Consider the following 27000-nt stretch of genomic DNA (forward strand, 5'->3'; position numbering starts at 1 on the left):
ATGACAAAAGTAATTGGCTTAACAGGAGGTATTGGTAGCGGTAAAACTACCATTGCAGGATATTTTGCAGAAATGGGAATACCTGTTTATATTGCCGATGATGAGGCTAAAAAAGTAATGCAGTCCGATGAAATAGTTGCCGCTATTCGTAAAACTTTCGGTGCTGAAATTTTTGATGATAATACATTAAATAGAGCCAAATTGGCTGATATTGTTTTTAATAATGCAGATAAATTAGCATTACTTAATGCAATTGTGCATCCTGCAGTAAAAACAGATTTTGAAAATTGGTTACTAAAACATAAAAAAGAGCCTTATATAATCTACGAAGCAGCAATTTTGTTTGAAAGTGGGCGTTATAAAGAATGTGACATTATAATTACGGTTACCGCACCCCAGGAAACCAGAATTGAGAGGGTAATGAATCGCGATAAAACTACTCGCGAACATGTTTTAAAACGAATGAATATGCAATGGAATGATGAACAACGTTTAGCCAATAGTAATTATATTATTCATAATTTGAATCTTAAAATTGCAAAGGAGGAAGTTGTTAAAATTCTTAAAATTTTAAATATTAAACAAAATCACTCTTAAATGTTAATATTTGGTTAATGTATTATTTAGTATATTGTTAAAATATTAATTTTGTTTCGATGAATAAATTGTTTTTTAGAATTCTTGTTTTGTTAATGAGTTTATCCCTAATTGGGATAATTCTTGTTCAGGTTTATTGGTTTACTTCTTCGTTTAAAAATAATGACGAACAGTTTAAGTTTCATGTCAAACAAGTTATTGGAAATGTAGCCGATAAGCTACAACAGCAAGAAGCCTATAGTTTCTATGATAAATACAATCATTATAAAGATAGTACAGGAAAAGTACCGCAAAAAAATGATTTGTTAGAATTTTATTACGTTCAAAAAAATCCTAGAACAAATAAAACAATTGTATATTCAAATAGTATTATATCAGAAGATTATAATATAAATGGCTCGTTCTTTGATAAGAAATTTAGTAGCGAAAGGTTTAAGAATTTTAATTCTAAGCGTACAACCGAAGTTTATAATAATAACAGTATAGATAATTCGTTACAGCAAAGTATAATACCAGATGTAAAGATTGAAAAATCAGGAAATCTGGATGTTTTAGATAATGCACAATTTGAGATATTCTTTAAAGACATAGCTTCGGCAATGCCAATTAATGAAAGGATCACCAAAGAGAAGCTGCAAAAGCTTCTAAAAAAAGAATTAGAAGAATATGGTGTAAAAACAAAATTCGAGTTTGGTATTTATAGTAGTGGTATTGCTACCAAAATTAAATCAGATGGATTTAAATATGATAAAGAATCAACCTACTCGATACCGATTTTTGCAGATAATGAAGGGAATAACAAATATGAGTTATCGGTAACATTTCCTCACAAGAAGAAATTTTTACTCTCAGAGTTGGTAAGTATAACCATATTGTCAATCATTTTTACGCTTATTATTATAATTGCTTATACAAGTGCTTTAAATCAGTTAATACGTCAGAAACATATATCTGAAATTAAAACAGATTTTATAAATAATATGACGCATGAGTTTAAAACTCCAATTGCAACAATAAATCTGGCTTTGGATGCCATTAAAAATCCTAAAATAATCGAAGATAAGGAGAAGGTCTTTAGGTACCTTCAGATGATACGAGATGAGAATAAACGTATGCATGCTCAAGTAGAGAATGTATTGCGAATCTCTAAATTAGAGAAAAGTGAATTGGATATTAACAAAGAACCAACCGAAATCCATGGGATTATCGATGATGCCATTGAGCATGTAAGTTTGATTCTTGAGGATAGACAAGGTACTATTACAAATCATTATGATGCAGCCAGAGCGACAGCATTAATCAATGAAGTGCATTTTACTAACGTCTTGGTTAATATCTTAGAGAATGCTATAAAGTATTCGCCAGGTATTCCTAAAATAGAAATTTTTACAGAGAACATTAAAGATATGATTCTTATAAAAGTAAAAGATAATGGATTAGGAATGAGTAAAGTGGCTCAAAAAAGAGTTTTTGAGAAGTTTTACAGAGAACACACGGGAGATTTACATAATGTTAAAGGCCACGGATTGGGCTTATCATATGTAAAAAGGATAGTAGAAGACCATAATGGTCAAGTCTATGTAGAAAGTGAAAAAGGGAAAGGTAGTACCTTTATAATAAAAATACCACTAATAAATTAAAATATGGAAAATATCAATAAAAGAATTCTTTTAGTAGAAGATGACCTTAATTTTGGTGCAGTTCTTAAAGACTATTTAATGCTAAATGACTTTGAAGTTACATTGGCAAAAAACGGAATGGAAGGCTTCGAGAAATTCAAGAAAGACGTATACGACTTATGTATTCTTGATGTCATGATGCCATATAAGGACGGATATACATTAGCAAAAGAAATCAGAGAGAAAAATAGCGAAGTGCCTATTATCTTCTTAACAGCAAAATCTATGAAAGAGGATGTGTTAAAAGGATACAAAGCAGGAGCAGATGATTATTTGAACAAGCCATTTGATTCAGAAGTATTATTAATGAAAATCAAAGCGATTATTCAAAGAAAATCTTCTGATACTAAAGCTGAGCAAGTTCAGTTTGAGTTTAACATTGGTAAATTTCATTTAAATTCAAAACTTAGATTTTTAACTTTTGAAAATGAAGAGCCAATAAAGTTATCTCCAAAAGAAAACGAATTATTGAAAATGTTAATCCTTCATGAAAATGATTTAATGCCAAGAGAATTAGCATTAACAAAAATCTGGAGAGATGATAATTACTTTACTTCAAGAAGTATGGACGTGTATATCGCCAAACTTAGAAAGTATCTTAAACCAGACGAAGATGTTGAAATTCTTAACATCCACGGTGAAGGTTTTAGACTAGTTGTTAAAAACAAAGTAACTGCATAAATAGAAAAGCTTCGAGAAATCGGAGCTTTTTTTTTTGTAACTATTTCCTGCTTTCCGTTACAAGATTTTTCATAAAAAAGGCATTTCCAATGATTAAAAACGAGCTTCCGTTGGTCGCTGTTTTTGCTCAGGAAATGCTTTTTTTTATTTCAAAATGCTTTCCACTACAATCAGGGTTAGGAGATTCTTACTGAAAATAGATTAAGTAAAATTAGATTGATTTCCTGCAAGGTTTCCAAAACTTTGTAGGTATGATGTTGAGATTAAAATTTAAAAAAATATTGTTGTTATAGTTGTGAATTGGCTCCAGCTTTAGCTGGAGTAACATAATAAGCACATGAATGGCTTTAGTCAAAATCTGTTATTATTTCGGCAGAAGCCATATTAATTGTCAAACTTTTATCTCCAGCTAAAGCAGGAGGCAATTTAAAAAGAAGAAGATTAAACGGAATTACAGATTATCTGAGGTGATATAGTTAATATTCTTATTATTGAGAATAGGAAGAGTTAATGTTGTTATTCTAACAGGTTTTTAAAACCTGTTAGGTATTAGGATGGTTATCTATCACACTTACTAGGGCAAAAAAAGACTTTGGAGGACAGATTTGTGCGCTGTTATAGGAAAAACAGAGGTTTTTAAAACCTTATTTCTTCCAGTTAAGTTGCAGTGCAAAGCAAGATTTATCGCCTTTTGTAATGCTGAAAGTTGTATTTTCTTCGGTTTCGCTTTCGTGTATTACAACAGCATCGTTTAAGGATAATTCTTTTAAGAAATTCATTTCGAAACTTTCTATTTCTTGATTCAGAATATGTTTTGGGTCTACATGATCCAAACACCATTCTAGATATTTTACATTATTGGCATGATTTACAATATCTAAGTCAGATAGATAAACTGTTTTCTCAAAAACAGATTCTTTTTCGGGATGGATATTAATCTTTGAGAAACCTTCTTTTGTGGCTCTGTTATCTGGATATAACTCAAAATGATCATACGGAAGGGCTAATCCTTCTGGACGACGTGCTTTGGTATTAAAAACAGCCCAGAATGTCTCGCTACCAATTATTTTTTTGCCGTTTACATACATTTCTAATGCACGCACAGAACGTGAGTTTTCAAGACTATTAATCCATGTTTTTACCGTTACTACATCTTGCCATTTAGGCAAAGCAGTAACTTCTACACGCATTCGGCTTAAAACCCAAGCTTGGTCGAATTCTTGCATATCTGTAAAACTAATTCCTCCAACTTCTGAGTGGGCTGCGGCTGTTAGTTGTAAAAGATTGCACATATCGGTATATTTCAAATATCCATTTGGGGTACATTGTGTAAAGTTGATTTCCCAGTCTTTGCTTAATACAGACGTGAAATTTGGTGAGATTGGCATGAGTCCTTTATCTTATTTTTTTATACTTTCTTCGATGAAGTTTATTATCTCATTTTTTGGAGTGAGATAATCAAACCACTTTGTGTTTTCATTACGCTTAAACCAAGTTAACTGACGTTTTGAAAAGCGTCGGGTGTTTTTCTTGATTTCTTCGATTGCAAATGGCAACGTAAATTCTTCATCAAAATAACTGAATAATTCTCGATATCCCACCGTTTGTAGCGCATTTAACGCTTTATTAGGATAGAGTCCTTGTGCTTCGTCTAGTAAGCCTTGGTTAATCATGATATCGACGCGTTGGTTTATTCGGTCGTAAATTACAGCTCTGTCGGCTTCTAAACCAATAAGAATAGGAGTGAAGTTTCGATTGTTCTTTTTCTGGTTTAGGAAAGAAGAATAAGGTTTTCCTGTACCTAAGCATACTTCGACAAAACGCATCATTCGTTGCGGGTTTTGCAGCGTTTGCGGATTTTCGATTGTTAGTTTATCGTAGTAAGCAGTGTCTAGTTGCTGTAATTGTTCTTGTAAATAGGTAATACCGTTTTGTTCGTATTCTTGTGCTATTTGCTCGCGTATTGTAGCATCTATTTCGGGAAATTCATCAAATCCTTTTAGTACTGCATCTACATACAATCCTGAACCACCTACAAGGATTACATAATCATTGTGTTGGAATAGTTCTGCTAGTTTGGTTATAGCTTCTTTTTCGTAATCGCCTACAGTATAGTTTTCGAAGATGGATATATTCTGGATAAAATGATGTTTTGCGGCTTGTAATTCGTCTTGATTGGGTACAGCTGTACCAATTGTCATTTCTTTGAAAAACTGACGGCTATCGCATGATATTATCTCACATTTAAAATGTTGTGCTAACGCGATGCTTAAGGTTGTTTTACCTATAGCTGTTGGTCCGACGATGGTGATTAAGTATTTCATATTTTTTAGCCCAGATGGAAATGAAAACCCCGGACGTATATTTGTTTATTTTTTTTGGTATAAAAGAGCGACTTTACGAAGCTCCTTTTTTGCCTTAAAAAAATTGCAAATATAAGGAGGAGTTGTAATGTACAGCTGGAAATGGCTTCATAAATTAATTATCGGGTAATGTCTCGCCACATTCGTAGCAATATTTTGCATTATCAAAATGGACTTGTGAGTTGCATTTTGTGCATTTCTTTTTAGTGCTGATAGAATTGTTTTTTAGGCTGCTTTTTGCAAATTCAGCAGTTACGATTCCTGTAGGAACGGCAATAATTCCGTAACCCATTATCATTACTAACGAGGCTAAAAATTGTCCTAATGGCGAGGCTGGTGAGATATCGCCATAACCTACGGTTGTTAGGGTTACGATAGCCCAGTAAATACCCATAGGAATGCTGGTAAAACCGCTTTCTTTGCCTTCGACTACGTACATTAAGGAGCCAATAATTATGGCGCTAATTACTACGAAATAGATAAAAACTAAGATTTTTTCTTTACTAGCTTCCATCGCTTCCCGCAGCTGTAAGGATTGTTGGGAGATTTGTGGTATATGCAAAATCTTGAACAATCGGAAGAATCGTAAAACTCTTACGATGGTTAAAACATTTGTGGCTGGGAAAAATATCGATAAATACATGGGTAATATCGCCATTAAATCGATAATTCCGTAAAAGCTAAATACGTATTTTACAGGTTTTTGTATCGAAATAACACGCAGAATAAACTCTATTGTAAAGAATACTGTGATTATCCACTCGCAAATAAGAAGTTGTGTATGGTATTTTTGATTGATTCCCTCTACGGTATCCATCATGACCAATAATACGCTTAATAAAATAAGTCCTAAAAGTACCAAATCGAATAAGCGTCCTAAAACGGTATTAGTACCATAAAGGATGATTTGGGTTTTTTGCCTAAAAAGGTCGTATTTTGATTTAATTCTTGTCATATCTGCGAAGATACTGAAAGTTAATATGTATTAAAAATGAATTACTTTTAATGATTTACTTTTTCTCATGTAATTCTGAATTATACTTTTGGCATCGCGATTGTTTTGCATCGGGATTATAATATTTTTCAGAATTTCGATGTTGGTAATCTGATAATTTAAATCATAAAAAGCATAACCTTTATAAACGCCATTTTCTATTAATATTGCGCTGCGCTCGTTTATAGTTCGGCCACGATCTATTAAAATCATGTTTTTGTTTTCGAAACTATAATCGGTAATAAAATTTTGAACTCTCGCATTATATTCTTCGGGAGTAACTTCTCCTATACAAGCGCCGTCACATTCTTTTATTTTATATTGAAAACATTCTTTTTTGGTTTGATACAAACCAGTAAGTTTTTGGCACAATTTGTATTTATCGGTGATAAAAAATAGTGCATTTTTTCCTTCTTGCAGGCTTCCGTAGGATGTAATTTCTTTTTTACGTCCGTCGGTTTTCTGAAGTTTTAAGTTTAAATATCCTTTTTTATCTTTTTCGGCATATAAGGAAAGCGGAAATATAGTTTTTTTCTGCGAACGATTGTATTTGGGTTTGTTGACTTTTATTTCTTCGCTTTCTTTTAAAAGTGCAATAAGTTCGCTTCCGGTTTCTTCATAAGTTACAGTAAATACTTCGGCTTGTATTTTTTTGCTTTTGATATTTGTTCCTGTAAAATGCTGATTGATGCGTTTTTTTATATTTCGGCTTTTGCCAATGTATATTAAACTTCCGTTTTCGTTATGAATGTAATATACACCTGTTTTTGTTGGTGCTTGAGCTACGAGATCTAATAATTTTGGCGCAATCCCTTTTTCGACTTCGAGTTTTATGAAATCTTTTATGATTGTTTTCTCAGTATCTTTTTCCAGTAGCATTTTAAACAACTTTACCGTTGCCATGGCATCGCCATTGGCGCGGTGTCTGTCGGCCATTGGGATTCCGAGTGCGCGAACTAGTTTTCCTAAACTATAGGAAGGTTGCTCGGGAATTAATTTTTTGGCAAGTTCTACTGTACAAAGGGTTTTAGCTTCGAAATCATAACCTAAACGACGAAATTCGGTGCGTAAGATTCTGTAGTCAAAAGACGCATTATGTGCAACGATAACACAATCTGAAGTGATTTCGATAATTCGTTTAGCAACTTCAAAAAATTTTGGAGCCGAACGTAACATTGCATTGCTAATACCCGTAAGTTTTACTACAAATGGCTGAATAGGAATTTCAGGATTCACCAGACTAATGAATTGGTCGATTACCTCATGACCATCAAATTTATAGATAGCAATTTCGGTAATTCCTTCTTCATTAAACTGTCCTCCAGTTGTTTCTATGTCTAGTATTGCGTACATTATCAATGTCAATTTCAAAAATCAATTTCAATATCAAAGTCAATAACAATTATTAAAATTACTATTGGCATTGTGATTGTTATTGACTGTTTTTATTTATTATCATTTTTGATGAAATTGCAATAAGTTGTTCTACTTCAATTAGAAGTTTGTTTCTTTTATCGTTATCACCTTCTTTAATATAATTCAGAATTTTTAATGAGTTTCTTGATTCTTTCAACTCTTTTGCTACTAATGAAACTTTAAAAATAAAGTCTTTATTAGTAATTGTAGCTTGGGCTTCTCCAAAATTTAAGGAGGCACTTCCTGATGATCTGATTAATTGATTTTTATAATATTCATTTTCAAATAATTTATCCAATTGCCTTGTAAAGAAAATACATTCTCCTGCAAAACGAACTAATCTATCTTCAAAATTGAATATTTTTTCCATTAAGCATTGATTTTTGCAATTGATATTGATTTTTGAAATCTATCGTCCTCCAAATATACTACTTCCAATTCGAACCATGGTACTACCACATTCTATTGCAAGTTGGTAATCTCCAGACATTCCCATTGAAACAGTATTTAGGTTACAATTTACAGTTTTTGTAGCTTGTAAAGAGTCAAAAATAGACTTTAAATGTGTGAATTCTTTTTTTATCTGGTTTTGATTTTCGGTAAAAGTTGCCATTCCCATTAAACCCAAAATTTGGATATTTTTCAGATTATGAAAATCTTCTGAAGCTAGGAGTAATGCAAGTTCTTTTTCGTCAAGGCCAAATTTTGTTTCTTCTTCGGCAATATGTATTTGAAGCAGGCAATCAATAACGCGGTTATTCTTTAGTGCTTGTTTGTCTATTTCCTGTAATAATTTTAAACTATCTACGCCATGAATTAAGCTTACAAACGGTGCCATAAATTTTACTTTATTCGTTTGTACGTGCCCAATCATGTGCCATTGGATGTCTTTTGGCATTTCTTCCCATTTATCTGTCATTTCCTGGATTTTATTTTCTCCAAAAATGCGTTGACCAGCTTCGTAGGCTTCCATTAAATCAGTAACTGGTTTGGTTTTAGAAACCGCAACAAGGGTTACATGTTCTGGAATAGTCGATTTTATCTGGACTAAGTTTTGCTTTATTGAATTCATTTTTTATTGTAAATCTTAAGTATGTCCTTATTTTTATTGATAATCCAATATTTATAATCAAATAAAAAGACAGTTTTAATGACTTTTATTTTGTTTAATTCTGAAATGCTAATATTGAGTGAGTCAGATGTTTCCTTTTTTTTATTTTCGCTTCTGGTGATTTTTACTTTTACATAACTAAGCGTATCTGCTAAATAATAAAATTGCCCATTTATAATCTCAGAATTTGAGTTTTTATAATTAATCTTCTCACGATAGTTCGCTTTTATTAGTTTCAAATATTTATCAGAATCATATTTTTTTTGTTCTGCATTTGACAACTTATTATAGTTTACTTTGTTAAAATCAAGTGTGTAAAGACTATAGGTGAAACTTCCATTTCCATTGATTACTGTTCTGTCTTTTTTGGATTTACTTTCTACTTTAGAATTTATTTTTCCTCCTGAAGAGATATATGGTCCATTTGTGCTAGAGATGCTATCAATTTCATTTGTTGTAAATAGTTTATCAGAATCTATTTTTATGTTTTGAGAAATACAAATTGCTGTTGCAAAATGAACAAAAAATAAAAGTAGATTCTTCATATTTTAAATAAATTGCTTCGAAATTTTCTCTGCTTTTTTGCTTTCACTGTAATCATAGAATCCTTCGCCAGATTTCACTCCTAATTTTCCTGCGCGTACCATATTTACTAATAATGGACATGGAGCGTATTTAGGATTTTTGAAACCGTCGTACATTACATTTAAAATGGCCAAACATACGTCAAGACCAATAAAATCTGCTAATTGTAATGGTCCCATTGGGTGTCCCATTCCTAGTTTCATTACAGTATCTATTTCGTAAACGCCAGCAACTTTATTATATAACGTTTCGATTGCTTCGTTTAGCATAGGCATTAAAATTCTGTTTGCCACAAAACCTGGGTAATCGTTTACTTCAACTGGAGTTTTACCTAATTTTACAGATAAGTCCATGATGATTTTGGTAACTTCATCGCTAGTATTGTATCCGCGAATAATTTCTACCAATTTCATAATTGGCACAGGATTCATAAAGTGCATCCCGATAACACGCTCTGGATGTGCTACAACAGCTCCGATTTGTGTTATAGAAATAGACGAAGTATTAGTAGCTAAAATAGTATTGTGCGAACAAGCTTCGTTTAATTGTTTGAAAATATTTAGTTTTAAATCAATGTTTTCGGTAGCAGCTTCTACAACTAAATCTACTCCTACAACACCATCTTTAATATCGGTATAAGTAATAATATTAGTTATTGTTTTAGCTTTTTCTTCTTCAGTAATACTTCCTTTTGCAAGCATTCTGTCTAGATTAGCGGCAATTGTTGCCATTCCTTTATCTAATGATTTTTCGGAAACATCTATTAGTTTTACTACAAAACCACTTTGTGCAAACGTATGAGCGATTCCGTTACCCATTGTTCCTGCACCGATTACAGCTATTGTTTTCATATTGTTTAAGTACTATATTTTATAATTTTAGCCACAAACTCACAAATTAATTCGTGAATTTATGGCTAACTTTTTTTTTAGATTATTTTATTTGTTAAAACAGTCAATAATTTGGTAAGCTACTCTTAAAGCATCTGTTGCTTGTTCTAGAGTTACAACTGGAGCTGTATTTGTATTGATTGCATTTGCAAAAGACTCTAATTCATCAAGAATTGCGTTGTTTTGCTCTACATCTGGATTTGTAAAATAAATTTGTTTTTTTACTCCTTCTGCATTTTGCAAAATCATATCAAAATCTCCTGGAATTTCAGGCGCATCTTTCATACGAACAACCTCACATTTTTTTTCTAAAAAGTCAACTGAAATATAAGCGTCTCTCTGGAAAAAACGTGTTTTACGCATGTTTTTCATCGAAATTCTGCTTGCAGTTAAATTTGCAACACAACCATTTTCGAATTCAATTCGAGCATTGGCAATATCTGGAGTGTCACTAATTACTGAAACTCCACTGGCATTAATGCTTTTTACTTTAGATTTTACAACACTTAAAATTGCGTCGATATCATGAATCATCAAATCTAAAACTACAGGAACATCTGTACCACGAGGATTAAATTCGGCTAAACGATGTGTTTCTATAAACATCGGATTTTCAATCATATTTTTTGTTGCTGTGAATGCTGGATTAAAGCGTTCAACATGACCAACTTGACCTTTTACGTTATATTCTTTTGCTAAAGCAATAATTTCTTCAGCTTCTTCAACAGTATTCGAAATGGGTTTTTCGATAAATATATGTTTTCCTGATTTTATGGCAACTTTGGCACATTTATAATGTGATAATGTTGGGGTTACAATATCAATTACGTCTACAGCATGTATTAATTTGGCAATTGTATTGAAATTTTTATAACCGAATTCTTTGGAAATTTTCTCGGCGTTTTCTTGATTTTGGTCATAAAAACCAACTAATTCATATTTATCAGATTGTTGTAATAAACGTAAATGTATTTTACCTAAGTGACCAGCACCTAAAACTCCTACTTTTAACATGAGAATGTATTTTTAACAAAAATATAATTTATTTGTTGAAAGTGAAAGTGAATGCTTTAAAGTTTTAGTAATTTAATATTTAAGAATCAATATTTGAATTACTATTTACTTTCTTATTTTTACCAAAATTAAAAGAACAAACATTGAAAGACACTGCCAAACATCAAGGACTTCGGAATCAATTAGTAAGCACTTTGCAACAAAAGGGAATTACCGATAAAGCTGTTTTGGAAGCGATAAAAAAAATCCCAAGACACCTTTTTTTGAACTCTAGCTTTGAAGATTATGCTTATCAGGACAAGGCTTTCCCGATTGGTGCGGGGCAAACTATTTCTCAACCTTACACTGTTGCGTTTCAATCGCAGCTTTTAGAAGTTAAAAAAGATCATAAAGTATTAGAAATTGGTACTGGGTCAGGATATCAAACAGCAGTATTATATATGTTGGGAGCCAAGGTATTTAGTGTCGAAAGACAAAATGAGCTTTTTAAAACAACATCTGTTTTATTTCCTAAATTAGGAATTCGTCCGAAACACCTTTCATTTGGAGATGGTTATAAAGGATTGCCTACTTATGCGCCATTTGATAGTATAATTGTAACTGCTGGTGCGCCATTTATTCCGCAACCATTAATGGCACAGTTAAAAATAGGAGGAAGGTTAGTCATTCCGCTAGGAGAAGACGTTCAGATTATGACGTTATTAATTCGTAAAAACGAAACACAATTTGAAAAACATGAGTTTGGAGAATTTAGATTCGTTCCTTTATTAGAAGATAAAAACTAAAATATTTTTTGGTGTTGTTAACCAAAGAATAAAGAATTTTACCATTAAGAAATTAAGTTTTATAAAGCTTTAAATTTTTTAATGGTTTTTTTATGTCCCAAATTTACTTCGTCTGTTTTTTTTAAGTGCTTATATTTAGTGTTTTGTAGATTTAGATTGCCTATAATGGACGCAGATGACACGGATTTACTTATGTAAAGACGCGGATAAAAACGGATTTTTTATATTATAAAAAGTAAATCTGTGTTCTTCTTTTACAGATTTACTTTATCTGTATGACTTTCATTTACATTAAACTTAATTTTTCTTAATCTCTTAATGGTAAAAAAATAAATGTTTAAAAATTTGATAAAGCAATTATTGAGAAACCAATTGGATTGCTCGTTGTAAATTTTCCTTTTCTACTTGAGCTACATAGTTTATAAAGATGGATTCATCATTTTGATTTTGGCTTTGCTCGAGCATGGCTAGATATTTATTTTTGTGTTCTGTGTCGCCTTGTATCGTGGCAAAAACATAGCCATTTTGTATTAATATCCAATTCATTAACAAATGAGCTATTTGCGTATTTCCGCTTTCAAATGGACTTATTTTTAGGATTCTTAAATGTACTTCTGATGCTAATAATATTGGATGTAAGGTATTTTTGTTAGTTTCGAACCAGCTAAAAAAAGAACTCATTTCGCGAATAATCAAAGCATCGTTTTTATATTTTCCGGCATGATCGGGTTTGATTCCTCTTGAAATTAAGTTATGAATATTTAGTAATTCTTTTTCGTTAAGAGGACTATTCTTTTGAGTTAAATCCTTGATATAAGAAATAGTTTCATGATGATTAACAGCCTCTAAATGTTCTCGCATAGTTTTGCCTGCAATTGTTAATCCTTCATTAATTACTGCTTTGGTTTCTTGTAATGTTAATGAATTCTCGTTAAGGCGATTGCTTTCGTATGTAAATTCCAGTTCTAGGATTTTAGAAATTCGATGTAACTCAAAATGTTGGAATGATTGGATTTTGGTCTTTAAAATTTCAATTTCATCCAAAACGTTTTGTAGCGTTGACATAATTACTGATGCAACTATTTTTTTATTATTCTGAATTTCGATTTCGGCAAGATGCAATGCTTTAAGAGCAAATTCTTCATGACCAATTTCGTGTATTATTTTTTCTTTAAGCCAAAGAATTAATAGGTTTTCAAAATCAATTTCAAGCAATGAAGCGAGTTTAACAATTTGATCTCTTGTAGGCTTTCGGGTTCCACTTTCAAATTTGCTTATTAGAGCTTGGTCAATTTCTAATAATTGTGCTACTTCTCTGGTTTTAAAACCTTTTTGCTCTCGTGCATTTTTAAGAATCATTTTCATTATAGAAAGAGGGTTTTAATTGTCAAGACAAGTTTAGTCATTATTTTTAAAATAAAAAAAGCATCAAATTAATTCGATGCTATTTTATGCTTTATATAAAGAAACTATTTTTTAGGAATCGTTCCGTCTTTTTTCATTTCATTTATGATCGTTCTCATAATATCATCTACAGTTACACCTATGTCAGTAATATCTGAGGATTGTGTGGTTCCTGTCCAGATTAGTTTATTATGTTTTAAGGAGAAAACATTAGTTTCTACGATATAAAAAGTGTTTTCTACATAATAACCTGGTGAATAGAAATCAGTTGCATACATGCCATACCAGCCGCCAAAAGCACCTCCGTATAAACCATTATAGCCGCCATAATAAATACTGGTATCTATTCCGGGAACGTAATCGGTTTGTTTTTCTTTGCTTACCAAGCGCATGGTAACAACACCATCAAAATTTTCATCGTTTAATATTTTTAATTTCTGATCATTTGTAAGGTCATTATTAATTTGATTCAGGAATTGATAAGAAGTATGAAAAATAGGACTACTGGCAGCGATTCTATTCTCGGTAATTCTTCTTGTTTCTTCGTCTTTAACTAAAGCTACGACTAATACTTTTTTGAAATTTTCTGAACTAATTGTTATTTTCGGATCTCTCCAACTACTTACAATTGTAGAACTTGTACCGCAACTATAAAGTAAGATGGCGGTTAATACAACAAATATTCTCTTCATAACTCGAAATTTAGAATTTATTGTAGTAAAAATAAGTATAAAAAATGAGAAATAGCTCTTATTAGAGAAGGATTAAGTTAGAAAGCTTTCTTAATTCGATCTAAATCACGTTTAGTGTCTTGTTCTTTTAAAGATTCACGTTTGTCGTAGTTTTTCTTCCCTTTACAAAGTCCGATTTGCAGTTTAGCTAATCCTTTTTCATTAGTAAAAAGCTTTAAAGGGATAATTGTTAATCCTTTTGCTTGTACACTTTTCTGAAGATTTTTTAATTCTTTCTTATTCAAAAGTAATTTTCGTTCGCTTCTTGACTTGTGATTAAATTGATTTCCAAAAGCGTATTCTTCTATATAAGTGTTTATGGCAAAAAGTTCATTACCACTAAATTCACAAAAACTCTCGGTAATATTTGCTTTACCAAGGCGTATTGATTTGATTTCGGTTCCTGCCAAAACAATTCCAGCAGTATAGGTATCTATTATTTCGTAATCGAAGCGGGCTCTCTTATTGAGTATATTGACTGTTTTTAACATAGGACTGCAAATGTAGAATAAAAAAGAAAAACTTTAATGAATTCAAAGATAATTAAAGATTTTTTTAAACCTATGATTTTAATCATTTTTCAGGAAAAACCTTACGCTTAGTTTTGTTAAATAATTTAAAATAAAAACTTAAAAAAATGAAAAAGATTTTAACATTAGTTAGTATTGTATTAGTGGGTTTTTCAGTAAAAGCTCAGGAAGCAAATGAAGGTTTAAAGGGTGCATGGTTCGTGACATCACAATTTGGTTACCAACAAACTAAAACAGACGATGTAAAAAGCACAAATTTATTAGTAATGCCTATTGTAGGTAAGTTTATTACACCATCTGTAGCGGTTGGAGCAGGACTAGGATTCATTAATATAAAAGCAGATTCGGATAAAGGAACTGCTGCAAATTCTAATTTAGTAGTTATACAGCCTTTAGCTAGAAAATATTGGAATGTAGCTGGTTCTTTATATTTCTTCGGGCAACTGGCAGCACCAATAATCACTGGAAAAGAAAAAGAAAGTGAATTAAAAGTAAATCAATTTGGTTTGTCTTTATCAGGTGGATTTGATTTCTTCGTAACAAAATATTTTTCAGTTGAGTTTTCTTATGATTTAGCTAATTTTACATCTACAACTTTAGATCCAAAAGATGGTTCTAAAACGACTGTAACTAATTTTGGTTTAGCGCATGTTGCTAATGTTGATTCTTATTATAATGGAGCTTTAGGAGGTAGTAATCCAAATTTAACTTCTCCGCTTTCTTTCGGATTTAAATTCATATTCTAAATATTAGAAGATTATTTAAATTTCAATTTAGTAATTTTGTAAAAAAGAAAGACCATACTTTTTATAGTATGGTCTTTTTATTATTTATTTAAAAGATATTAAATGCAAAATCAAGATAAAAATCCTTTACACGGAATTACACTTCAGGCAATACTCGAAAAACTAGTTGGATATTATGGGTTTGATACTTTAGGAGAATTAATTCCGATTAAATGTTTTACTTCGAATCCTAGTATAAAATCTAGTTTAACTTTTTTAAGAAAAACGGATTGGGCTAGAAAAAAGGTTGAAGATTTATATATAAAAACAATTCCTAAGTTTCCTGTATAAATTAGTTTAATTTATAAGAAACCATTACACCTCCGCCATAAGGCATCCATTCGCCACTTTTGTTATAATCATGAGCTTTTTCATAACGTCCTGGTGTACCGTCATTATAAAGACCTTTATAAAAACCTTGGTGCCATCCTCCGCTAACAAAAAAGTCAAGCATGAATTTATCATTTAGTTTCTTTTGGTATCCTATTGTAGCTCCTAATCTGTATCCAAATCCATTTTCGTACATATTGCTATCCCAGTAGTTCCATTTTTGAATTTTATATACATCAGCTCCAATATGTCCACCCGCATATAAACCATTAAATTTTTCATTAAAATGGTAACGAACTTCAGGAGTGAAAGTGGCAAATTTCATTGGGCTTTTCCCATCAAAAGATTCCCAAAAGGAAGCCATTAAATCAACATTCAGAGTTAATTTTTCTCCAATACTTGTTTCCACAGCAATATCGGGAACTAATACTAATGCTGTAAGTGCATTAGCTTTTATGTAAGTTTGACTTTGGGATTGAATTGAAAAGAAGAGAACGATTAGGGCAAATAAATTTTTCATAAAATCGAGTAATTACTAGCAATAAGTTAGTTTGGGTTGCTAGTTTTGGGTGCAAATATAACGGAATGAACTAGGTTGTATTGTTATAAAATTAAAATTTAACAGGAATCAATATGAAAAGAAGTTTTGTTATCAATTACTTTTTGTTGATTAAGGAGTAGATTACACTATCTAAAAAACGACCTTCGTAAAATTCTACTTCTTTTAGATGTCCTTCTTTTACAAAACCTATTTTTTGTAAGACTCTTTCAGATGCAAAATTATCAGGATCTATAACGGCTTCGATTGAGTGTAATTTCATTTCGTTAAATCCATAATCGATGACAGTTTTTACTGCTTCAGGAATAATTCCTTTACCATGATGCTCGGGTAATAATATATAACCAATTTCGGCACGGAAATGCGCTGGCTTTATTCGGTAATAACCAATCATTCCAATAATTCTAGGGTTGCCTTTTAGTGTTACTCCCCAAGTGATTCCTTCATTAGTCTCGATAGTACTATCAATCTGGGCAACGTGTTCTAATGCCTGTTCATTAGTTTTTGTAAGTGGTCTCGGGATGTATTTCATGGTTTCAGGATTAGAACGTAATGCTATGATTTCGTTTGTATCCTCATTGGTTACTCTTCTTAAAAGTAAACGTTCCGTTTCGAGTTCAGGAAATGGAGAAAAATTAAATGTTAACATAAAAATATCAAGATAAGATTATAGAATTTCGATACTAAATTTTGAATTAAAGGTTTGATTTGCATCCAAAGTTATTATTCCTTCTTTTCCGAAAAGATTTCCTGAGTTTTCATCTGTATCAGAATAACCAAACCAAGGCTCGATGCAAATAAAAGGAGCATTTTCTTTTGTCCAGATACCTAAACTAGGAAAATCTGCAAAATCTACTTTTACATATGGTTTATTATTCTCTAGTATTGTTAGCGAATTTGATTCTAACGATTTAAAAATTAAAGCATCATTTTCAAATAGTTGATAATTTAGCGCAATTTGATTTTCTTTCGTTTCTAATTGTTTTGTTTTATTAGAGATTAAATCATTTTCGAGCAAAGAATATTTTAGAGACTCTTGTTTCTCGAATTCTAAAGCATAATTCTCAAAATTTTCAGGTAAGGCAATTGCAGGATGTGCACCAATAGAAAATGGCATTTTAGAGTCATTTTTATTGATAACTTTATATTGAATGTCTAATTGAGAATCTATCAGAGTATAAATTATTTGTAATTCAAATTCAAACGGATATACTTTTAACGATTCAGCATTCGATTGAATCGAAAAAACAGCACTTTCATCTGTTTTAGAAACTAGATTAAACTCCATATCTCTTGCAAAACCGTGACGTGGCAAATGATAGGATATGTTATTAATTGTGTAAGTATTGTTTTTTAAAGTACCAACAATTGGGAATAAAACAGGGGAGTGCTTACCCCAAAAATCTGGATTTCCTTCCCAAATGAATTCTTTATTATCGTTGTTTTTTAATGAAAATAATTCGGCTCCAGCATGTTTTATAGCAGCAGTAAGTTTTGAATTTGAAATAATTGTAGTCAAAATTTAGTTTTTGAATGGTTTAAGAATGAGATGTAAATATATTTATAAATTTAATTTATAGGTGAAAAAGCTGATGAAATATTTTTTGATAAAATTGTATTAACCGGTAGGATTTAATTCATAAATAGCTTTTTTTTTCATTAATTTGCTAGATAAACAGCAACAAAAATGAAAAAACACTCTTTGAGAGCCTTATTATCGATGGCTTTATTGTTTGGAATTTCGGCCATTTGGGCACAACAAGTTCCTACTGCGACAACTAATCCTATTTCTAAATACGATTATTATGATGCATTCTCTCCATTATTTTATTCTAAAAACGGTACAACAACCCGTTCTGCAAGCGGTCAGCCTGGTCCAGAGTATTGGCAAAACAGAGCAGATTATAAGATAACTGCGAAGTTAAATGGAGTTACTAATGAAATTATTGGTACAGACGAAATTACATATACCAATAATAGCCCAGATAAGATGTCATTTGTTTGGCTTCATTTGGATCAAAATTTATTCAAAGAAGATTCACGAGGAAATGCAGTAGTGCCATTAACAGGAAGTCGTAATGGTGCTCAAGGGCAAGTTTTTGATGGTGGAAACAAAATTAAATCGGTAAAAGTTACTGTACTAGGTAAGAAGAAATCGGTTGAAGTTGATGCTAAATATGTTGTTACAGATACAAGAATGCAAATTTTTCTTCCAGAAGAAATTGCAGCAAAAGGAAGCAGTGTTAAAATTAAAATTGATTTCTCTTATATAGCTCCAAACGAAGGATCTGATAGAACAGGAGTTCTTGAAACTAAAAATGGTAAAATATTTACAATAGCACAATGGTATCCACGTATGTGCGTGTATGATGATGTAAGAGGTTGGGATACACATCCGTATTTAGGAGCTTCGGAATTTTACTTAGAGTATGGTAATTTTGATGTAAAATTAACGGTTCCTTCTAATCACTTTGTAGTTGCGTCAGGAGAATTATTAAACGCTCCGGAAGTATATACTGCAGAACAACAAAAACGTTTTAAAGAAGCTGCACTAAGTGATAAAACGGTTATGATTCGTTCTGCTGAAGAAGTTGCTGCTGCAAAAGGTTCTGGAAGTGGAGAAAAAACATGGCATTATCAAATAAAAAACTCACGTGATTTCTCTTGGGCATCTTCAGCTGCTTTTATTTTAGATGGAGCTAAGATTAATTTGCCTAGCGGGAAAAAATCATTAGCGCTTTCTGCATATCCTGTAGAAAGTGACGGAAATGCTGCTTGGGGACGTTCGACAGAATATACTAAAGGGGCAATCGAAAACTACTCAAATAAATGGTTTGAATATCCTTATCCAGTTGCAACAAATGTAGCAGGAAATGAAGGAGGAATGGAATATCCAGGAATTGTGTTTTGTAGTTGGGAATCAAAAGGAGAAGATTTATGGGGTGTTACAGATCACGAATTTGGACATATCTGGTTTCCTATGATTGTAGGTTCAAACGAAAGATTATTCGGTTGGATGGACGAAGGATTCAATACATTTATTAATTCATTGAGTACTGCCGAATTTAATAAAGGAGAATATAAAGAAGCGCCGAGAGATTTACATAAAATGGCCGAAGCGTTTACAAACCCTAAACTAGAAACTATTATGAGTTCTCCAGATAATATGAAGGAGGCAAATATTGGTATGTTGTGTTATTTTAAACCAAGTTCAGGTTTAGTAATTTTAAGAGAACAAGTACTAGGAAAAGAACGTTTTGATACTGCTTTCCGTACTTATATCGAGCGTTGGGCATATAAACACCCTACACCAGATGATTTCTTTAGAACAATGGAAAATGTTTCAGGAGAAGATTTAAGTTGGTTCTGGAGAGGTTGGTATGTTAATAACTGGCGTTTTGATCAAGGTATCAACTCAATTAAATATGTGAAAAATGACCCTGCAAAAGGAGTAATTATTACTATTGAGAACTTTGAAAAAATGGTAATGCCCGTTGTAATTGATGTAAAAACGAAAAGTGGAAAAGTATCTAGAGTAAAATTACCAGTTGAAATTTGGCAGAGAAATATCGAATGGTCTTTTAAATTTAACTCTACAGAAGAAATCGAAAGCATTACGATAGATCCTGATCACGTTTTTCCTGATAGTAATGAATCAAATAATGTATGGAAAGCTGGAACTGGTAAAATTGAAAAAGATGTTGTTCTAGATCCTTATTTAGGGACATATTCTAGCAAAAAAACACCTTTGAAAATTACTTTTTCGGAAAAAAACGGGGCGTTAAATGTAGACATTCCTAATTACCCTAAATTTCCTGCTCAGCCTGTAGCTAATACAGAAGATACTTTTGAATCGGTGGGAGCTGGATTAAGATTTGCTTTTACTAAAACTGGAATGAACATGACAATTTTAGAAAATTCGCAAGTATTAGAATTTACAAAAGAATAATTTGAATTGATAAATATTCAATGAAAAATATAGTTTTTAAGCTTTTTTAAAGGGTTATAAACATAATAAATAATTAAAAACGGCTATTTGAGTTTAACTCAAGTAGCCGTTTTTTTTATTAAAAGTTTAAATTTTAGTTGGTTTTTTAAGTATAGAAATGAGATAAATTGACAAAAGCAACATTATATTAAAAAAATGTTACAATTTTTTAATAATGTATTGTAATTAAAAAAAAGATGTAAATTTGCACCAATGAATAAAATGAGTTTACATATAATTTCTATCTCACGGACAAACTTGCCTGTTACTTCTCCTGAAGTACGGATACTATCTCTATAGTATTCACTAGAGTTTTTCGTCGTATGTATTTATATTCATTTTTTTGTTTTGAAATTACCTAAGTTGTCCTTTGGACAAACACATCCTACAAGTACATTTTATTTAAAATTATCTCAATTCCATCTTCTTGGTATTAAGGGTTTTATGTATTTTTTATTTAATTTTGCTGAAGCAACTCTTGGGTTTCAGAAGAAAAATCATGTCTTATTTTTTAACCCTAACTTCAACTATTGAAATGAAGATCTCTATTGTTGTAACACAAGAAGAACATTATAAATATGCGCAAGAAATATGCGATACTATAGAGTCGTCTGCCTTATTGAGAGGTACCGGAATTGCTAAAAGAACTCCTGAATATATCCAAAAAAAGATGGAAAACAGGGATGCATTGATTGCTTTGGCAGATGGTAAATTTGCAGGTTTTTGTTATATCGAAAGCTGGCAACATGGCAAATTTGTGGCTCATTCTGGATTGATAGTACATCCGGATTACAGAAATTTAGGTTTAGCCAAAAAAATCAAATCTAAAGTTTTTGATTACTCCTTAGAAAAATTTCCAGATGCTAAAATATTTGGAATCACAACTGGTTTAGCAGTTATGAAAATCAATTCGGATTTAGGATACAAACCAGTTCCTTTCTCAGAACTTACAAGTGATCCAAGCTTTTGGGCAGGTTGCAAAACTTGTACGAATTATGAAATATTAAAAAGTAAAGATAATAAAATGTGCTTATGCACAGGAATGTTGTACGATCCAAAAGAAAAACAGAAGGATCCACCAAAACATCCTTTTAACGTAAAAGTACTCAATAGATTAAAATCAATTAAACAAGCCCTTTTCTTAAAAAAATAAAATTATGAAAAAAGTTGTATTAGCTTATAGCGGAGGATTAGATACTTCGTATTGCCTTAAATATTTAAAAAATGAAAAAGGATATGAAGTCCACACTGTACTTATTAATACAGGAGGTTTCGATGAAGAAGAATTAAATGCTATTGAAGAAAGAGCTTACGAATTAGGAAGTGCACAACATGCAAATCTTACCATCGTAGATAAGTATTATGATAAAGCTATAAAATATTTGATTTTTGGAAATGTATTAAAAAATAATACCTATCCATTATCTGTAAGTGCTGAGCGTGTTTTTCAGGCTATTGAAGCAATAAAATATGCTAAAAAAGTAGGAGCAGAAGCGATTGCACACGGAAGTACAGGAGCAGGAAATGATCAAATTAGATTTGATTTAATTTTCCAGACAATCGCTCCGGAAATTGAAATTATTACCCCAATTAGAGATTTAAAATTGTCGAGACAAGAAGAAGTAGATTATTTGTCTAAAAACGGCGTTCATTATTCTTGGGAAAAAGCACAATATTCTATCAATAAAGGACTTTGGGGAACAAGTGTAGGAGGAAAAGAAACCTTAACTTCAGGCAAACCATTACCTAGTGAAGCGTATCCTTCGCAATTACAAAAAGAAGGTGAAGAAAAAGTGACTTTACATTTTGAACAAGGAGAATTAGTTGGGATAAATGGTAAAACAGATAAACCATCAAACAATATTGTGGCGCTTGAAAAACTAGCAAATGCATACGCAATAGGTAGAGATATTCACGTAGGTGATACCATTATAGGTATTAAAGGAAGAGTAGGTTTTGAAGCTGCTGCACCATTAATTATCATCAAAGCGCACCATTTATTAGAGAAGCATACACTTGGTAAATGGCAACAATATTGGAAAGAGCAATTAGGAAACTGGTACGGAATGTTGTTTCACGAAGGTCAGTTTTTGGATCCAGTAATGCGTAACATTGAGACGTTTTTACAAGACACACAAAAAACGGTTAATGGAGTTGTAACTGTTTCTCTTAAACCATACCATTTTTCGCTTGACGGAATCGAATCAGATAATGATTTAATGAATACAGGATTTGGTCAATATGGGGAAATGAATAATGCTTGGACATCTGATGATGCCAAAGGATTTATTAAGATTTTAGGAAATGCTCAAAACATATTTTCATCTGTAAATCACTTAGACTATGATTAATGTTGGAATAATTGGCGGTTCAGGCTACACAGCTGGTGAATTGATAAGAATATTGATGTATCACCCAAATGTAAACATCGATTTTGTTTACAGCACAACCAATGCTGGAAAGCCACTTTCGGTAGCGCATCACGATTTATTGGGTGATATAGAAATGGATTTTACAGATGTTCTTAATCCAGATGTAAATGTGTTGTTTTTGTGTTTAGGTCACGGAAGATCAGTTTCGTTTCTAAAAGAAAATAAATTTGCAGGTCATACCAAAATCATTGATTTAGGAAATGATTTTAGATTAAATAAAGACGCTAATTTCGATGGAAAAGAATTCATTTATGGTTTACCAGAATTGAATAAAACGGCTATCAAAAAAGCACAATTTATTGCCAATCCAGGTTGTTTTGCAACAGCGATTCAACTAGCATTATTACCACTAGCAAAGAATGAGTTATTAAAAAACGATGTGCATATTAATGCAACAACAGGAAGTACGGGAGCTGGAGTTAGTCCTTCAGAAACTACGCATTTTAGTTGGAGATCAAACAATATGTCGCATTACAAAGCATTTGATCATCAGCATTTAGGCGAAATAAATCAAAGCATAAATCAATTACAAGCGGATTATTCAAACGAATTGTTATTTATTCCGAATAGAGGAGATTTTGCAAGAGGAATTTTTGCAACTTTATATACGACTATCGAAGAAAGTTTAGATGAAATCGTTGCTAAATACGAAGATTTTTATAAAAACGAACCATTTGTAACCGTTACTACGACTAATATCAATATGAAACAAGTTGTACAAACTAACAAATGCATTATAAGTTTAACCAAAAGTGGAAACCGGGTATTGATTACTTCAATAATCGATAACCTAACCAAAGGCGCTGCTGGACAAGCAATTCAAAACATGAATTTAATGTTTGGATTATCAGAAACGACAGGTTTACATTTAAAACCAAGCGGATTTTAAATTGGTTGTTGATACGGTTAATCGTGAATTCGGTTAATCGATTAAACAAATAACCGATTAAACATTTAAACAAAAAAAGATGAACTTATTTAACGTATACCCACTTTATGACATAACTCCTGTAAAAGCATTAGATTGTACTATTACAGACGATAAAGGAATAGAGTATTTAGACTTATATAGTGGTCATGGAGTAATCTCTATTGGTCATACACAACCAGATTATGTAGCAAAACTTAAAAACCAATTAGATAATTTAGGTTTTTATTCGAATGCAATTCAGAATCCTTTACAAGTAGAATTAGCTGAAAAGCTAGGAAAGCTTTCGGGATTAGAAGATTATGAATTGTTTTTGTGCAGTTCAGGAGCTGAGGCTAATGAAAATGCTTTGAAGCTAGCTTCATTCCATAACGGGAAATCAAGAGTTGTAGCTTTTGATAACTCTTTTCACGGGAGAACTTCTGCGGCAGTTGCTGTTACAGACAATAAAAAAATTGTTGCTCCAATAAATGCGCAACAAGTAGTTACTTTTCTGCCTCTTAATAATATCGAATTAGTAGAAGCTGAACTTGCAAAAGGAGATGTTTCGAGTGTAATTATCGAAGGAATTCAAGGAGTAGGAGGTTTAGATGAAGGAACAACTGAATTTTTTCAGGCTTTAGAAAAAGCTTGTAAAAAACATGGTGCAGTTTTAATTTTAGACGAAGTACAATCAGGTTACGGAAGAAGCGGAAAGTTTTTTGCGTACCAACATCACAATATCAAAGCCGATATTATTTCGGTAGCAAAAGGAATGGGGAATGGTTTTCCGGTTGGAGCTATTTTGATTTCACCTGAATTTGAAGCTAGTTTCGGATTATTAGGAACTACTTTCGGCGGAAGTCATTTATCTTGTGCGGCAGGAATTGCAGTTCTGGATGTAATCGAAAAATTGAAATTACAGGATAATGTAAACGAAGTTTCTGCTTACTTTTTTGAGCAAATCAAGCAAGTTCCTCAAATCAAACAAGTAAAAGGAAAAGGATTAATGCTTGGAGTAGAATTTGATTTTGAGATTGCACCGCTTCGTAAAAAGCTTATTGTCGAGAAACATATTTTTACAGGAAGTGCCAACAACAAAAATCTATTGAGAATTTTGCCGCCATTAACAGTGAAAAAATCTGATATAGATACATTTATCGTTGCATTAAAAGAAAGTTTAGAAGAACTTAAATACTAATGAAAGTATTAAAAAGTATTTGGGGTGTAGTATTGATAATTAGTGTTTTATTACCAATGCTGCTTTTTCTGAATCCATTTGCGTGGGGGATGAGAAGAACTCCCGAATATACGCCTTCTGCAGGACTTGAAAAAAATTTGAAAAAAATGCAAAATGAAATCAATGAGCAAGAAGATATAGAAATTGATATTTATAATAATAAAGCTAATCTATGGTATCTGAGAGATTGTGAAAATCTAAAACTCGATTCCTTAGAAAATTTTAAGATTGAACTTTCTGAAGTTAGAAGTGATTCTTTTATTAAAGAAAAAATTAATAAATATGCACCTTTAATAGAGAAAGAAATTGGTGATAAATGCTATGATTCTTTGATATTTACTTATAAAATGAAAGGGAATGAATTAGATGAATTTGTTTCCGCATTTAAAATTAAATAAAATGAAAAAGAGCTTTTTAATTTCGGACTTGTTTCTTAAGTATCAGTCGATAGTCTATTTGTTTATTATTTTGTGGGCTCTTTTAATTGCAAATTTTCAGAACCTATTTGTTATTTGGAAATATATAGAATTGATTAATAGAATTGTCTTTTTTGTGTATTTTTTAATTGGATTATCTTCAGTTATAATATTGATAATGCAGATTTCAGGGATTTATTTTTCCTCGGAAAATAACATAAAAAGACGCGTATGGATAGTCGTAAATATTTTACTCTATTATGGAGTTTTATCCGGAGATTTATATCTCTCAACACAATTTAGATTTTAGAAAACAACCAAGAACAACCAACTACAAAAATTATGAACCACCACTTATCAATTGAAAAGCGAAATTTGGTTTTACTCTCGATGGCAAAGCTTGTCGAAGAGGAAAGAAACCAAATTATTCTGACGAATCAAGCTGATTTGGCCGCTTACAATGGCGCAGATTTAGCGATGGAAGAACGTTTAAAAGTAGATAACGCCAAGATTGATGAAATGATTTTATCATTAAACCAACTGGCATCTCAAGAAGATCCAGTTGGCGTGGAAAGGTTTTATTTTGTGCATGAAAACGGAATTAAAGTCAGTAATAAAACAGCAGCTTTTGGTACGATATTAATTATTTACGAATCAAGACCCGATGTAACTATCGAAGCTGGAGGAATTGCCTTTAAATCTGGAAATAAAATTTTGCTAAAAGGCGGAAAAGAAGCTCTGAAATCTAATTTAAAGATTGTGAGTTTATGGCATCAGGCTTTAAAGGAAAATAATGTTTCGACTGAATGGGTTGAATATTTAAATTTCAATCGTCAGGAAACACAAGCTTTCTTAGAGAAACCAACGCAAAAAGTAGATTTAATTGTACCTCGTGGTGGCGAAAAATTGATAGAGTTTGTAAAAGCCCATGCTACTTGTCCCGTAATTGTAAGTGGACGTGGAAATAATTTTGTTTACGTACATAAAGAAGCAGATACAGATATTGCGTTAAAAGTGATTCTTAATGCAAAAACGTCTAAAATCTCAGCATGTAATGCAGTTGATAAGGTTTTGATAGATCCACAATTGCCAAATTTCGAAGGTTTTTTGGCTATTTTAATAGAAGAGCTAGAAGAGTCCAAAGTCGAGATTATTGTAGATAAAACATTAGAATCTTTTGCAAATACAAGTGTTTTAAAAGATGAAGATATTTGGTACGAAGAATTTCTAGATTATAAAATCGTACTAGGAACAATTGATTCCGAGCAAGATGCTATTGCAAAAATAAATAAATATTGTGGCGGACATTCGGCTGCAATTATTACAAGAAATGCAGCTATTGCTCAGGAATTTATGGAATCTATAGATGCAGCAGCAGTTTATCATAATGCATCAACTCGATTTACCGATGGAGGACAACTTGGCTTAGGCGGAGAATTAGCCATAAGTACAGATAAATTGCACCAACGGGGACCAATTGGTTTGCAACATCTGGTTACCAATAAGTGGTATATTTACGGAGAAGGGCAAATTCGTTAGAATTTTAGATTTTAGAGTTCAGAT

Annotated in this window: 28 protein-coding genes; 13 read left to right on the forward strand and 15 right to left on the reverse strand. The window is 31.8% G+C overall.

Going from position 1 to position 27000, the window contains the following annotated elements; genetic code table 11:
- From coaE to IW20_RS08540, 3 genes are read left to right on the forward strand one after another with little or no spacing between them, the layout of a single operon-like run.
- A complete protein-coding gene (coaE, locus tag IW20_RS08530; RefSeq protein ID WP_035620892.1) occupies positions 1-597 on the forward strand; it encodes a dephospho-CoA kinase in 597 nt (198 codons plus the stop codon).
- Between the two features lie 59 nt (positions 598-656).
- Complete coding sequence (locus IW20_RS08535) at positions 657-2237, forward strand: sensor histidine kinase (RefSeq protein WP_035620893.1); 1581 nt, start codon at positions 657-659, stop codon at positions 2235-2237.
- Between the two features lie 3 nt (positions 2238-2240).
- A complete protein-coding gene (locus IW20_RS08540; RefSeq protein WP_035620894.1) occupies positions 2241-2957 on the forward strand; it encodes a response regulator transcription factor in 717 nt (238 codons plus the stop codon).
- A 644-nt stretch (positions 2958-3601) separates the two neighbouring features.
- Here the strand turns inward: IW20_RS08540 and IW20_RS08545 are convergent.
- The 9 genes from IW20_RS08545 to IW20_RS08585 all read right to left on the reverse strand — a co-directional run bounded on the left by IW20_RS08545 (position 3602) and on the right by IW20_RS08585 (position 11330).
- Positions 3602-4345 carry an acyl-[acyl-carrier-protein] thioesterase gene (locus IW20_RS08545; protein WP_035620896.1) on the reverse strand — a complete coding sequence of 248 codons (744 nt, stop codon included), beginning with the start codon at positions 4343-4345 and terminating at the stop codon, positions 3602-3604.
- A gap of 12 nt (positions 4346-4357) precedes the next feature.
- Positions 4358-5281, reverse strand: a complete 924-nt coding sequence (miaA, locus tag IW20_RS08550; protein WP_035620897.1) for a tRNA (adenosine(37)-N6)-dimethylallyltransferase MiaA — start codon at positions 5279-5281, stop codon at positions 4358-4360.
- Positions 5282-5435: 154 nt separating this feature from the next.
- Positions 5436-6275 carry an ion transporter gene (locus IW20_RS08555; protein WP_035620900.1) on the reverse strand — a complete coding sequence of 280 codons (840 nt, stop codon included), beginning with the start codon at positions 6273-6275 and terminating at the stop codon, positions 5436-5438.
- 30 nt (positions 6276-6305) lie between these two features.
- The gene (locus tag IW20_RS08560) at positions 6306-7667 is read right to left on the reverse strand and encodes an exonuclease domain-containing protein (protein ID WP_035620903.1); all 1362 of its coding nucleotides are present in this window, start codon (positions 7665-7667) and stop codon (positions 6306-6308) included.
- 79 nt (positions 7668-7746) lie between these two features.
- The gene (locus IW20_RS08565) at positions 7747-8100 is read right to left on the reverse strand and encodes a four helix bundle protein (RefSeq protein ID WP_035620906.1); all 354 of its coding nucleotides are present in this window, start codon (positions 8098-8100) and stop codon (positions 7747-7749) included.
- 39 nt (positions 8101-8139) lie between these two features.
- On the reverse strand, positions 8140-8802 hold the full coding sequence (locus IW20_RS08570; RefSeq protein WP_035620907.1) for a YggS family pyridoxal phosphate-dependent enzyme: 663 nt from the start codon (positions 8800-8802) through the stop codon (positions 8140-8142).
- The gene (locus tag IW20_RS08575; protein ID WP_035620910.1) at positions 8799-9386 is read right to left on the reverse strand and encodes a hypothetical protein; all 588 of its coding nucleotides are present in this window, start codon (positions 9384-9386) and stop codon (positions 8799-8801) included. The genes IW20_RS08570 and IW20_RS08575 overlap by 4 nt, the downstream gene beginning before the upstream one ends.
- A gap of 3 nt (positions 9387-9389) precedes the next feature.
- Positions 9390-10277, reverse strand: a complete 888-nt coding sequence (locus IW20_RS08580; RefSeq protein ID WP_035620912.1) for a 3-hydroxyacyl-CoA dehydrogenase family protein — start codon at positions 10275-10277, stop codon at positions 9390-9392.
- Positions 10278-10364: 87 nt separating this feature from the next.
- Positions 10365-11330, reverse strand: a complete 966-nt coding sequence (locus tag IW20_RS08585) for a Gfo/Idh/MocA family protein (RefSeq protein ID WP_035620914.1) — start codon at positions 11328-11330, stop codon at positions 10365-10367.
- 143 nt (positions 11331-11473) lie between these two features.
- Between IW20_RS08585 and IW20_RS08590 the strand changes: the two genes are divergently transcribed.
- The gene (locus IW20_RS08590) at positions 11474-12115 is read left to right on the forward strand and encodes a protein-L-isoaspartate(D-aspartate) O-methyltransferase (protein ID WP_035620917.1); all 642 of its coding nucleotides are present in this window, start codon (positions 11474-11476) and stop codon (positions 12113-12115) included.
- A gap of 357 nt (positions 12116-12472) precedes the next feature.
- On the opposite strand, the gene IW20_RS08595 is transcribed toward IW20_RS08590, so the two are convergent.
- The 3 genes from IW20_RS08595 to smpB all read right to left on the reverse strand — a co-directional run bounded on the left by IW20_RS08595 (position 12473) and on the right by smpB (position 14741).
- Entirely contained in the window at positions 12473-13480 is a 1008-nt protein-coding gene (locus tag IW20_RS08595) for a helix-turn-helix domain-containing protein (RefSeq protein ID WP_035620918.1), read from the reverse strand.
- A gap of 104 nt (positions 13481-13584) precedes the next feature.
- Positions 13585-14211 (reverse strand): hypothetical protein, encoded by a 627-nt coding sequence (locus IW20_RS08600; protein WP_035620919.1) that lies wholly within the window; start codon positions 14209-14211, stop codon positions 13585-13587.
- Between the two features lie 77 nt (positions 14212-14288).
- A complete protein-coding gene (smpB, locus tag IW20_RS08605; RefSeq protein WP_035620922.1) occupies positions 14289-14741 on the reverse strand; it encodes an SsrA-binding protein SmpB in 453 nt (150 codons plus the stop codon).
- 146 nt (positions 14742-14887) lie between these two features.
- Here smpB and IW20_RS08610 point away from each other — a divergent pair, with 146 nt between their 5' ends.
- Positions 14888-15526: an outer membrane beta-barrel protein gene (locus IW20_RS08610; RefSeq protein WP_035620925.1), complete on the forward strand. Its 639-nt coding sequence runs from the start codon at positions 14888-14890 to the stop codon at positions 15524-15526.
- 102 nt (positions 15527-15628) lie between these two features.
- The gene (locus IW20_RS08615; RefSeq protein ID WP_035620927.1) at positions 15629-15856 is read left to right on the forward strand and encodes a VF530 family protein; all 228 of its coding nucleotides are present in this window, start codon (positions 15629-15631) and stop codon (positions 15854-15856) included.
- Between the two features lies 1 nt (position 15857).
- On the opposite strand, the gene IW20_RS08620 is transcribed toward IW20_RS08615, so the two are convergent.
- From IW20_RS08620 to IW20_RS08630, 3 genes are all read right to left on the reverse strand, one after another.
- Positions 15858-16415: a DUF3575 domain-containing protein gene (locus tag IW20_RS08620; protein WP_035620929.1), complete on the reverse strand. Its 558-nt coding sequence runs from the start codon at positions 16413-16415 to the stop codon at positions 15858-15860.
- Positions 16416-16551: 136 nt separating this feature from the next.
- Complete coding sequence (locus tag IW20_RS08625) at positions 16552-17103, reverse strand: GNAT family N-acetyltransferase (RefSeq protein WP_035620932.1); 552 nt, start codon at positions 17101-17103, stop codon at positions 16552-16554.
- A gap of 18 nt (positions 17104-17121) precedes the next feature.
- Positions 17122-17973, reverse strand: a complete 852-nt coding sequence (locus IW20_RS08630) for an aldose 1-epimerase family protein (RefSeq protein ID WP_035620934.1) — start codon at positions 17971-17973, stop codon at positions 17122-17124.
- Between the two features lie 168 nt (positions 17974-18141).
- Between IW20_RS08630 and IW20_RS08635 the strand changes: the two genes are divergently transcribed.
- The 7 genes from IW20_RS08635 (at position 18142) to IW20_RS08670 (ending at position 26976) form a co-directional block, all read left to right on the forward strand.
- Positions 18142-20403 carry a M1 family metallopeptidase gene (locus IW20_RS08635; RefSeq protein ID WP_035620936.1) on the forward strand — a complete coding sequence of 754 codons (2262 nt, stop codon included), beginning with the start codon at positions 18142-18144 and terminating at the stop codon, positions 20401-20403.
- 574 nt (positions 20404-20977) lie between these two features.
- On the forward strand, positions 20978-21595 hold the full coding sequence (locus tag IW20_RS08640; protein ID WP_035621015.1) for a GNAT family N-acetyltransferase: 618 nt from the start codon (positions 20978-20980) through the stop codon (positions 21593-21595).
- Positions 21596-21599: 4 nt separating this feature from the next.
- Positions 21600-22793, forward strand: a complete 1194-nt coding sequence (locus IW20_RS08645; RefSeq protein ID WP_035620939.1) for an argininosuccinate synthase — start codon at positions 21600-21602, stop codon at positions 22791-22793.
- A complete protein-coding gene (gene argC, locus IW20_RS08650) occupies positions 22786-23763 on the forward strand; it encodes an N-acetyl-gamma-glutamyl-phosphate reductase (RefSeq protein ID WP_035620942.1) in 978 nt (325 codons plus the stop codon). The genes IW20_RS08645 and argC overlap by 8 nt, the downstream gene beginning before the upstream one ends.
- Positions 23764-23842: 79 nt before the next feature.
- A complete protein-coding gene (locus IW20_RS08655; protein WP_035620945.1) occupies positions 23843-24982 on the forward strand; it encodes an aspartate aminotransferase family protein in 1140 nt (379 codons plus the stop codon).
- On the forward strand, positions 24982-25419 hold the full coding sequence (locus IW20_RS08660; RefSeq protein WP_035620947.1) for a hypothetical protein: 438 nt from the start codon (positions 24982-24984) through the stop codon (positions 25417-25419). The genes IW20_RS08655 and IW20_RS08660 overlap by 1 nt, the downstream gene beginning before the upstream one ends.
- A gap of 360 nt (positions 25420-25779) precedes the next feature.
- Positions 25780-26976, forward strand: coding sequence for a glutamate-5-semialdehyde dehydrogenase (locus tag IW20_RS08670; RefSeq protein ID WP_035620953.1), 1197 nt, complete (start codon positions 25780-25782; stop codon positions 26974-26976).
- Positions 26977-27000: the final 24 nt, after the last annotated feature.

The sequence above is a fragment of the Flavobacterium hydatis genome (genome assembly GCF_000737695.1).
Taxonomy (GTDB): Bacteria; Bacteroidota; Bacteroidia; order Flavobacteriales; family Flavobacteriaceae; genus Flavobacterium; species Flavobacterium hydatis.

What these genes read in the sequence shown, in the direction of transcription:
- IW20_RS08570 (WP_035620907.1), bottom strand. Translation starts at nt 8,802, where the DNA reads ATGAATTCAATAAAGCAAAACTTAGTCCAGATAAAATCGACTATTCCA.
- coaE (WP_035620892.1), top strand. Translation starts at nt 1, where the DNA reads ATGACAAAAGTAATTGGCTTAACAGGAGGTATTGGTAGCGGTAAAACT.
- miaA (WP_035620897.1), bottom strand. Translation starts at nt 5,281, where the DNA reads ATGAAATACTTAATCACCATCGTCGGACCAACAGCTATAGGTAAAACA.
- IW20_RS08585 (WP_035620914.1), bottom strand. Translation starts at nt 11,330, where the DNA reads ATGTTAAAAGTAGGAGTTTTAGGTGCTGGTCACTTAGGTAAAATACAT.
- IW20_RS08635 (WP_035620936.1), top strand. Translation starts at nt 18,142, where the DNA reads ATGAAAAAACACTCTTTGAGAGCCTTATTATCGATGGCTTTATTGTTT.
- IW20_RS08580 (WP_035620912.1), bottom strand. Translation starts at nt 10,277, where the DNA reads ATGAAAACAATAGCTGTAATCGGTGCAGGAACAATGGGTAACGGAATC.
- IW20_RS08545 (WP_035620896.1), bottom strand. Translation starts at nt 4,345, where the DNA reads ATGCCAATCTCACCAAATTTCACGTCTGTATTAAGCAAAGACTGGGAA.
- IW20_RS08595 (WP_035620918.1), bottom strand. Translation starts at nt 13,480, where the DNA reads ATGAAAATGATTCTTAAAAATGCACGAGAGCAAAAAGGTTTTAAAACC.
- IW20_RS08670 (WP_035620953.1), top strand. Translation starts at nt 25,780, where the DNA reads ATGAACCACCACTTATCAATTGAAAAGCGAAATTTGGTTTTACTCTCG.
- IW20_RS08660 (WP_035620947.1), top strand. Translation starts at nt 24,982, where the DNA reads ATGAAAGTATTAAAAAGTATTTGGGGTGTAGTATTGATAATTAGTGTT.
- IW20_RS08625 (WP_035620932.1), bottom strand. Translation starts at nt 17,103, where the DNA reads ATGTTAACATTTAATTTTTCTCCATTTCCTGAACTCGAAACGGAACGT.
- IW20_RS08560 (WP_035620903.1), bottom strand. Translation starts at nt 7,667, where the DNA reads ATGTACGCAATACTAGACATAGAAACAACTGGAGGACAGTTTAATGAA.
- argC (WP_035620942.1), top strand. Translation starts at nt 22,786, where the DNA reads ATGATTAATGTTGGAATAATTGGCGGTTCAGGCTACACAGCTGGTGAA.
- IW20_RS08540 (WP_035620894.1), top strand. Translation starts at nt 2,241, where the DNA reads ATGGAAAATATCAATAAAAGAATTCTTTTAGTAGAAGATGACCTTAAT.
- IW20_RS08645 (WP_035620939.1), top strand. Translation starts at nt 21,600, where the DNA reads ATGAAAAAAGTTGTATTAGCTTATAGCGGAGGATTAGATACTTCGTAT.
- IW20_RS08610 (WP_035620925.1), top strand. Translation starts at nt 14,888, where the DNA reads ATGAAAAAGATTTTAACATTAGTTAGTATTGTATTAGTGGGTTTTTCA.
- IW20_RS08565 (WP_035620906.1), bottom strand. Translation starts at nt 8,100, where the DNA reads ATGGAAAAAATATTCAATTTTGAAGATAGATTAGTTCGTTTTGCAGGA.
- IW20_RS08655 (WP_035620945.1), top strand. Translation starts at nt 23,843, where the DNA reads ATGAACTTATTTAACGTATACCCACTTTATGACATAACTCCTGTAAAA.
- IW20_RS08600 (WP_035620919.1), bottom strand. Translation starts at nt 14,211, where the DNA reads ATGAAGAGAATATTTGTTGTATTAACCGCCATCTTACTTTATAGTTGC.
- IW20_RS08555 (WP_035620900.1), bottom strand. Translation starts at nt 6,275, where the DNA reads ATGACAAGAATTAAATCAAAATACGACCTTTTTAGGCAAAAAACCCAA.
- IW20_RS08575 (WP_035620910.1), bottom strand. Translation starts at nt 9,386, where the DNA reads ATGAAGAATCTACTTTTATTTTTTGTTCATTTTGCAACAGCAATTTGT.
- smpB (WP_035620922.1), bottom strand. Translation starts at nt 14,741, where the DNA reads ATGTTAAAAACAGTCAATATACTCAATAAGAGAGCCCGCTTCGATTAC.
- IW20_RS08620 (WP_035620929.1), bottom strand. Translation starts at nt 16,415, where the DNA reads ATGAAAAATTTATTTGCCCTAATCGTTCTCTTCTTTTCAATTCAATCC.
- IW20_RS08615 (WP_035620927.1), top strand. Translation starts at nt 15,629, where the DNA reads ATGCAAAATCAAGATAAAAATCCTTTACACGGAATTACACTTCAGGCA.
- IW20_RS08535 (WP_035620893.1), top strand. Translation starts at nt 657, where the DNA reads ATGAATAAATTGTTTTTTAGAATTCTTGTTTTGTTAATGAGTTTATCC.
- IW20_RS08640 (WP_035621015.1), top strand. Translation starts at nt 20,978, where the DNA reads ATGAAGATCTCTATTGTTGTAACACAAGAAGAACATTATAAATATGCG.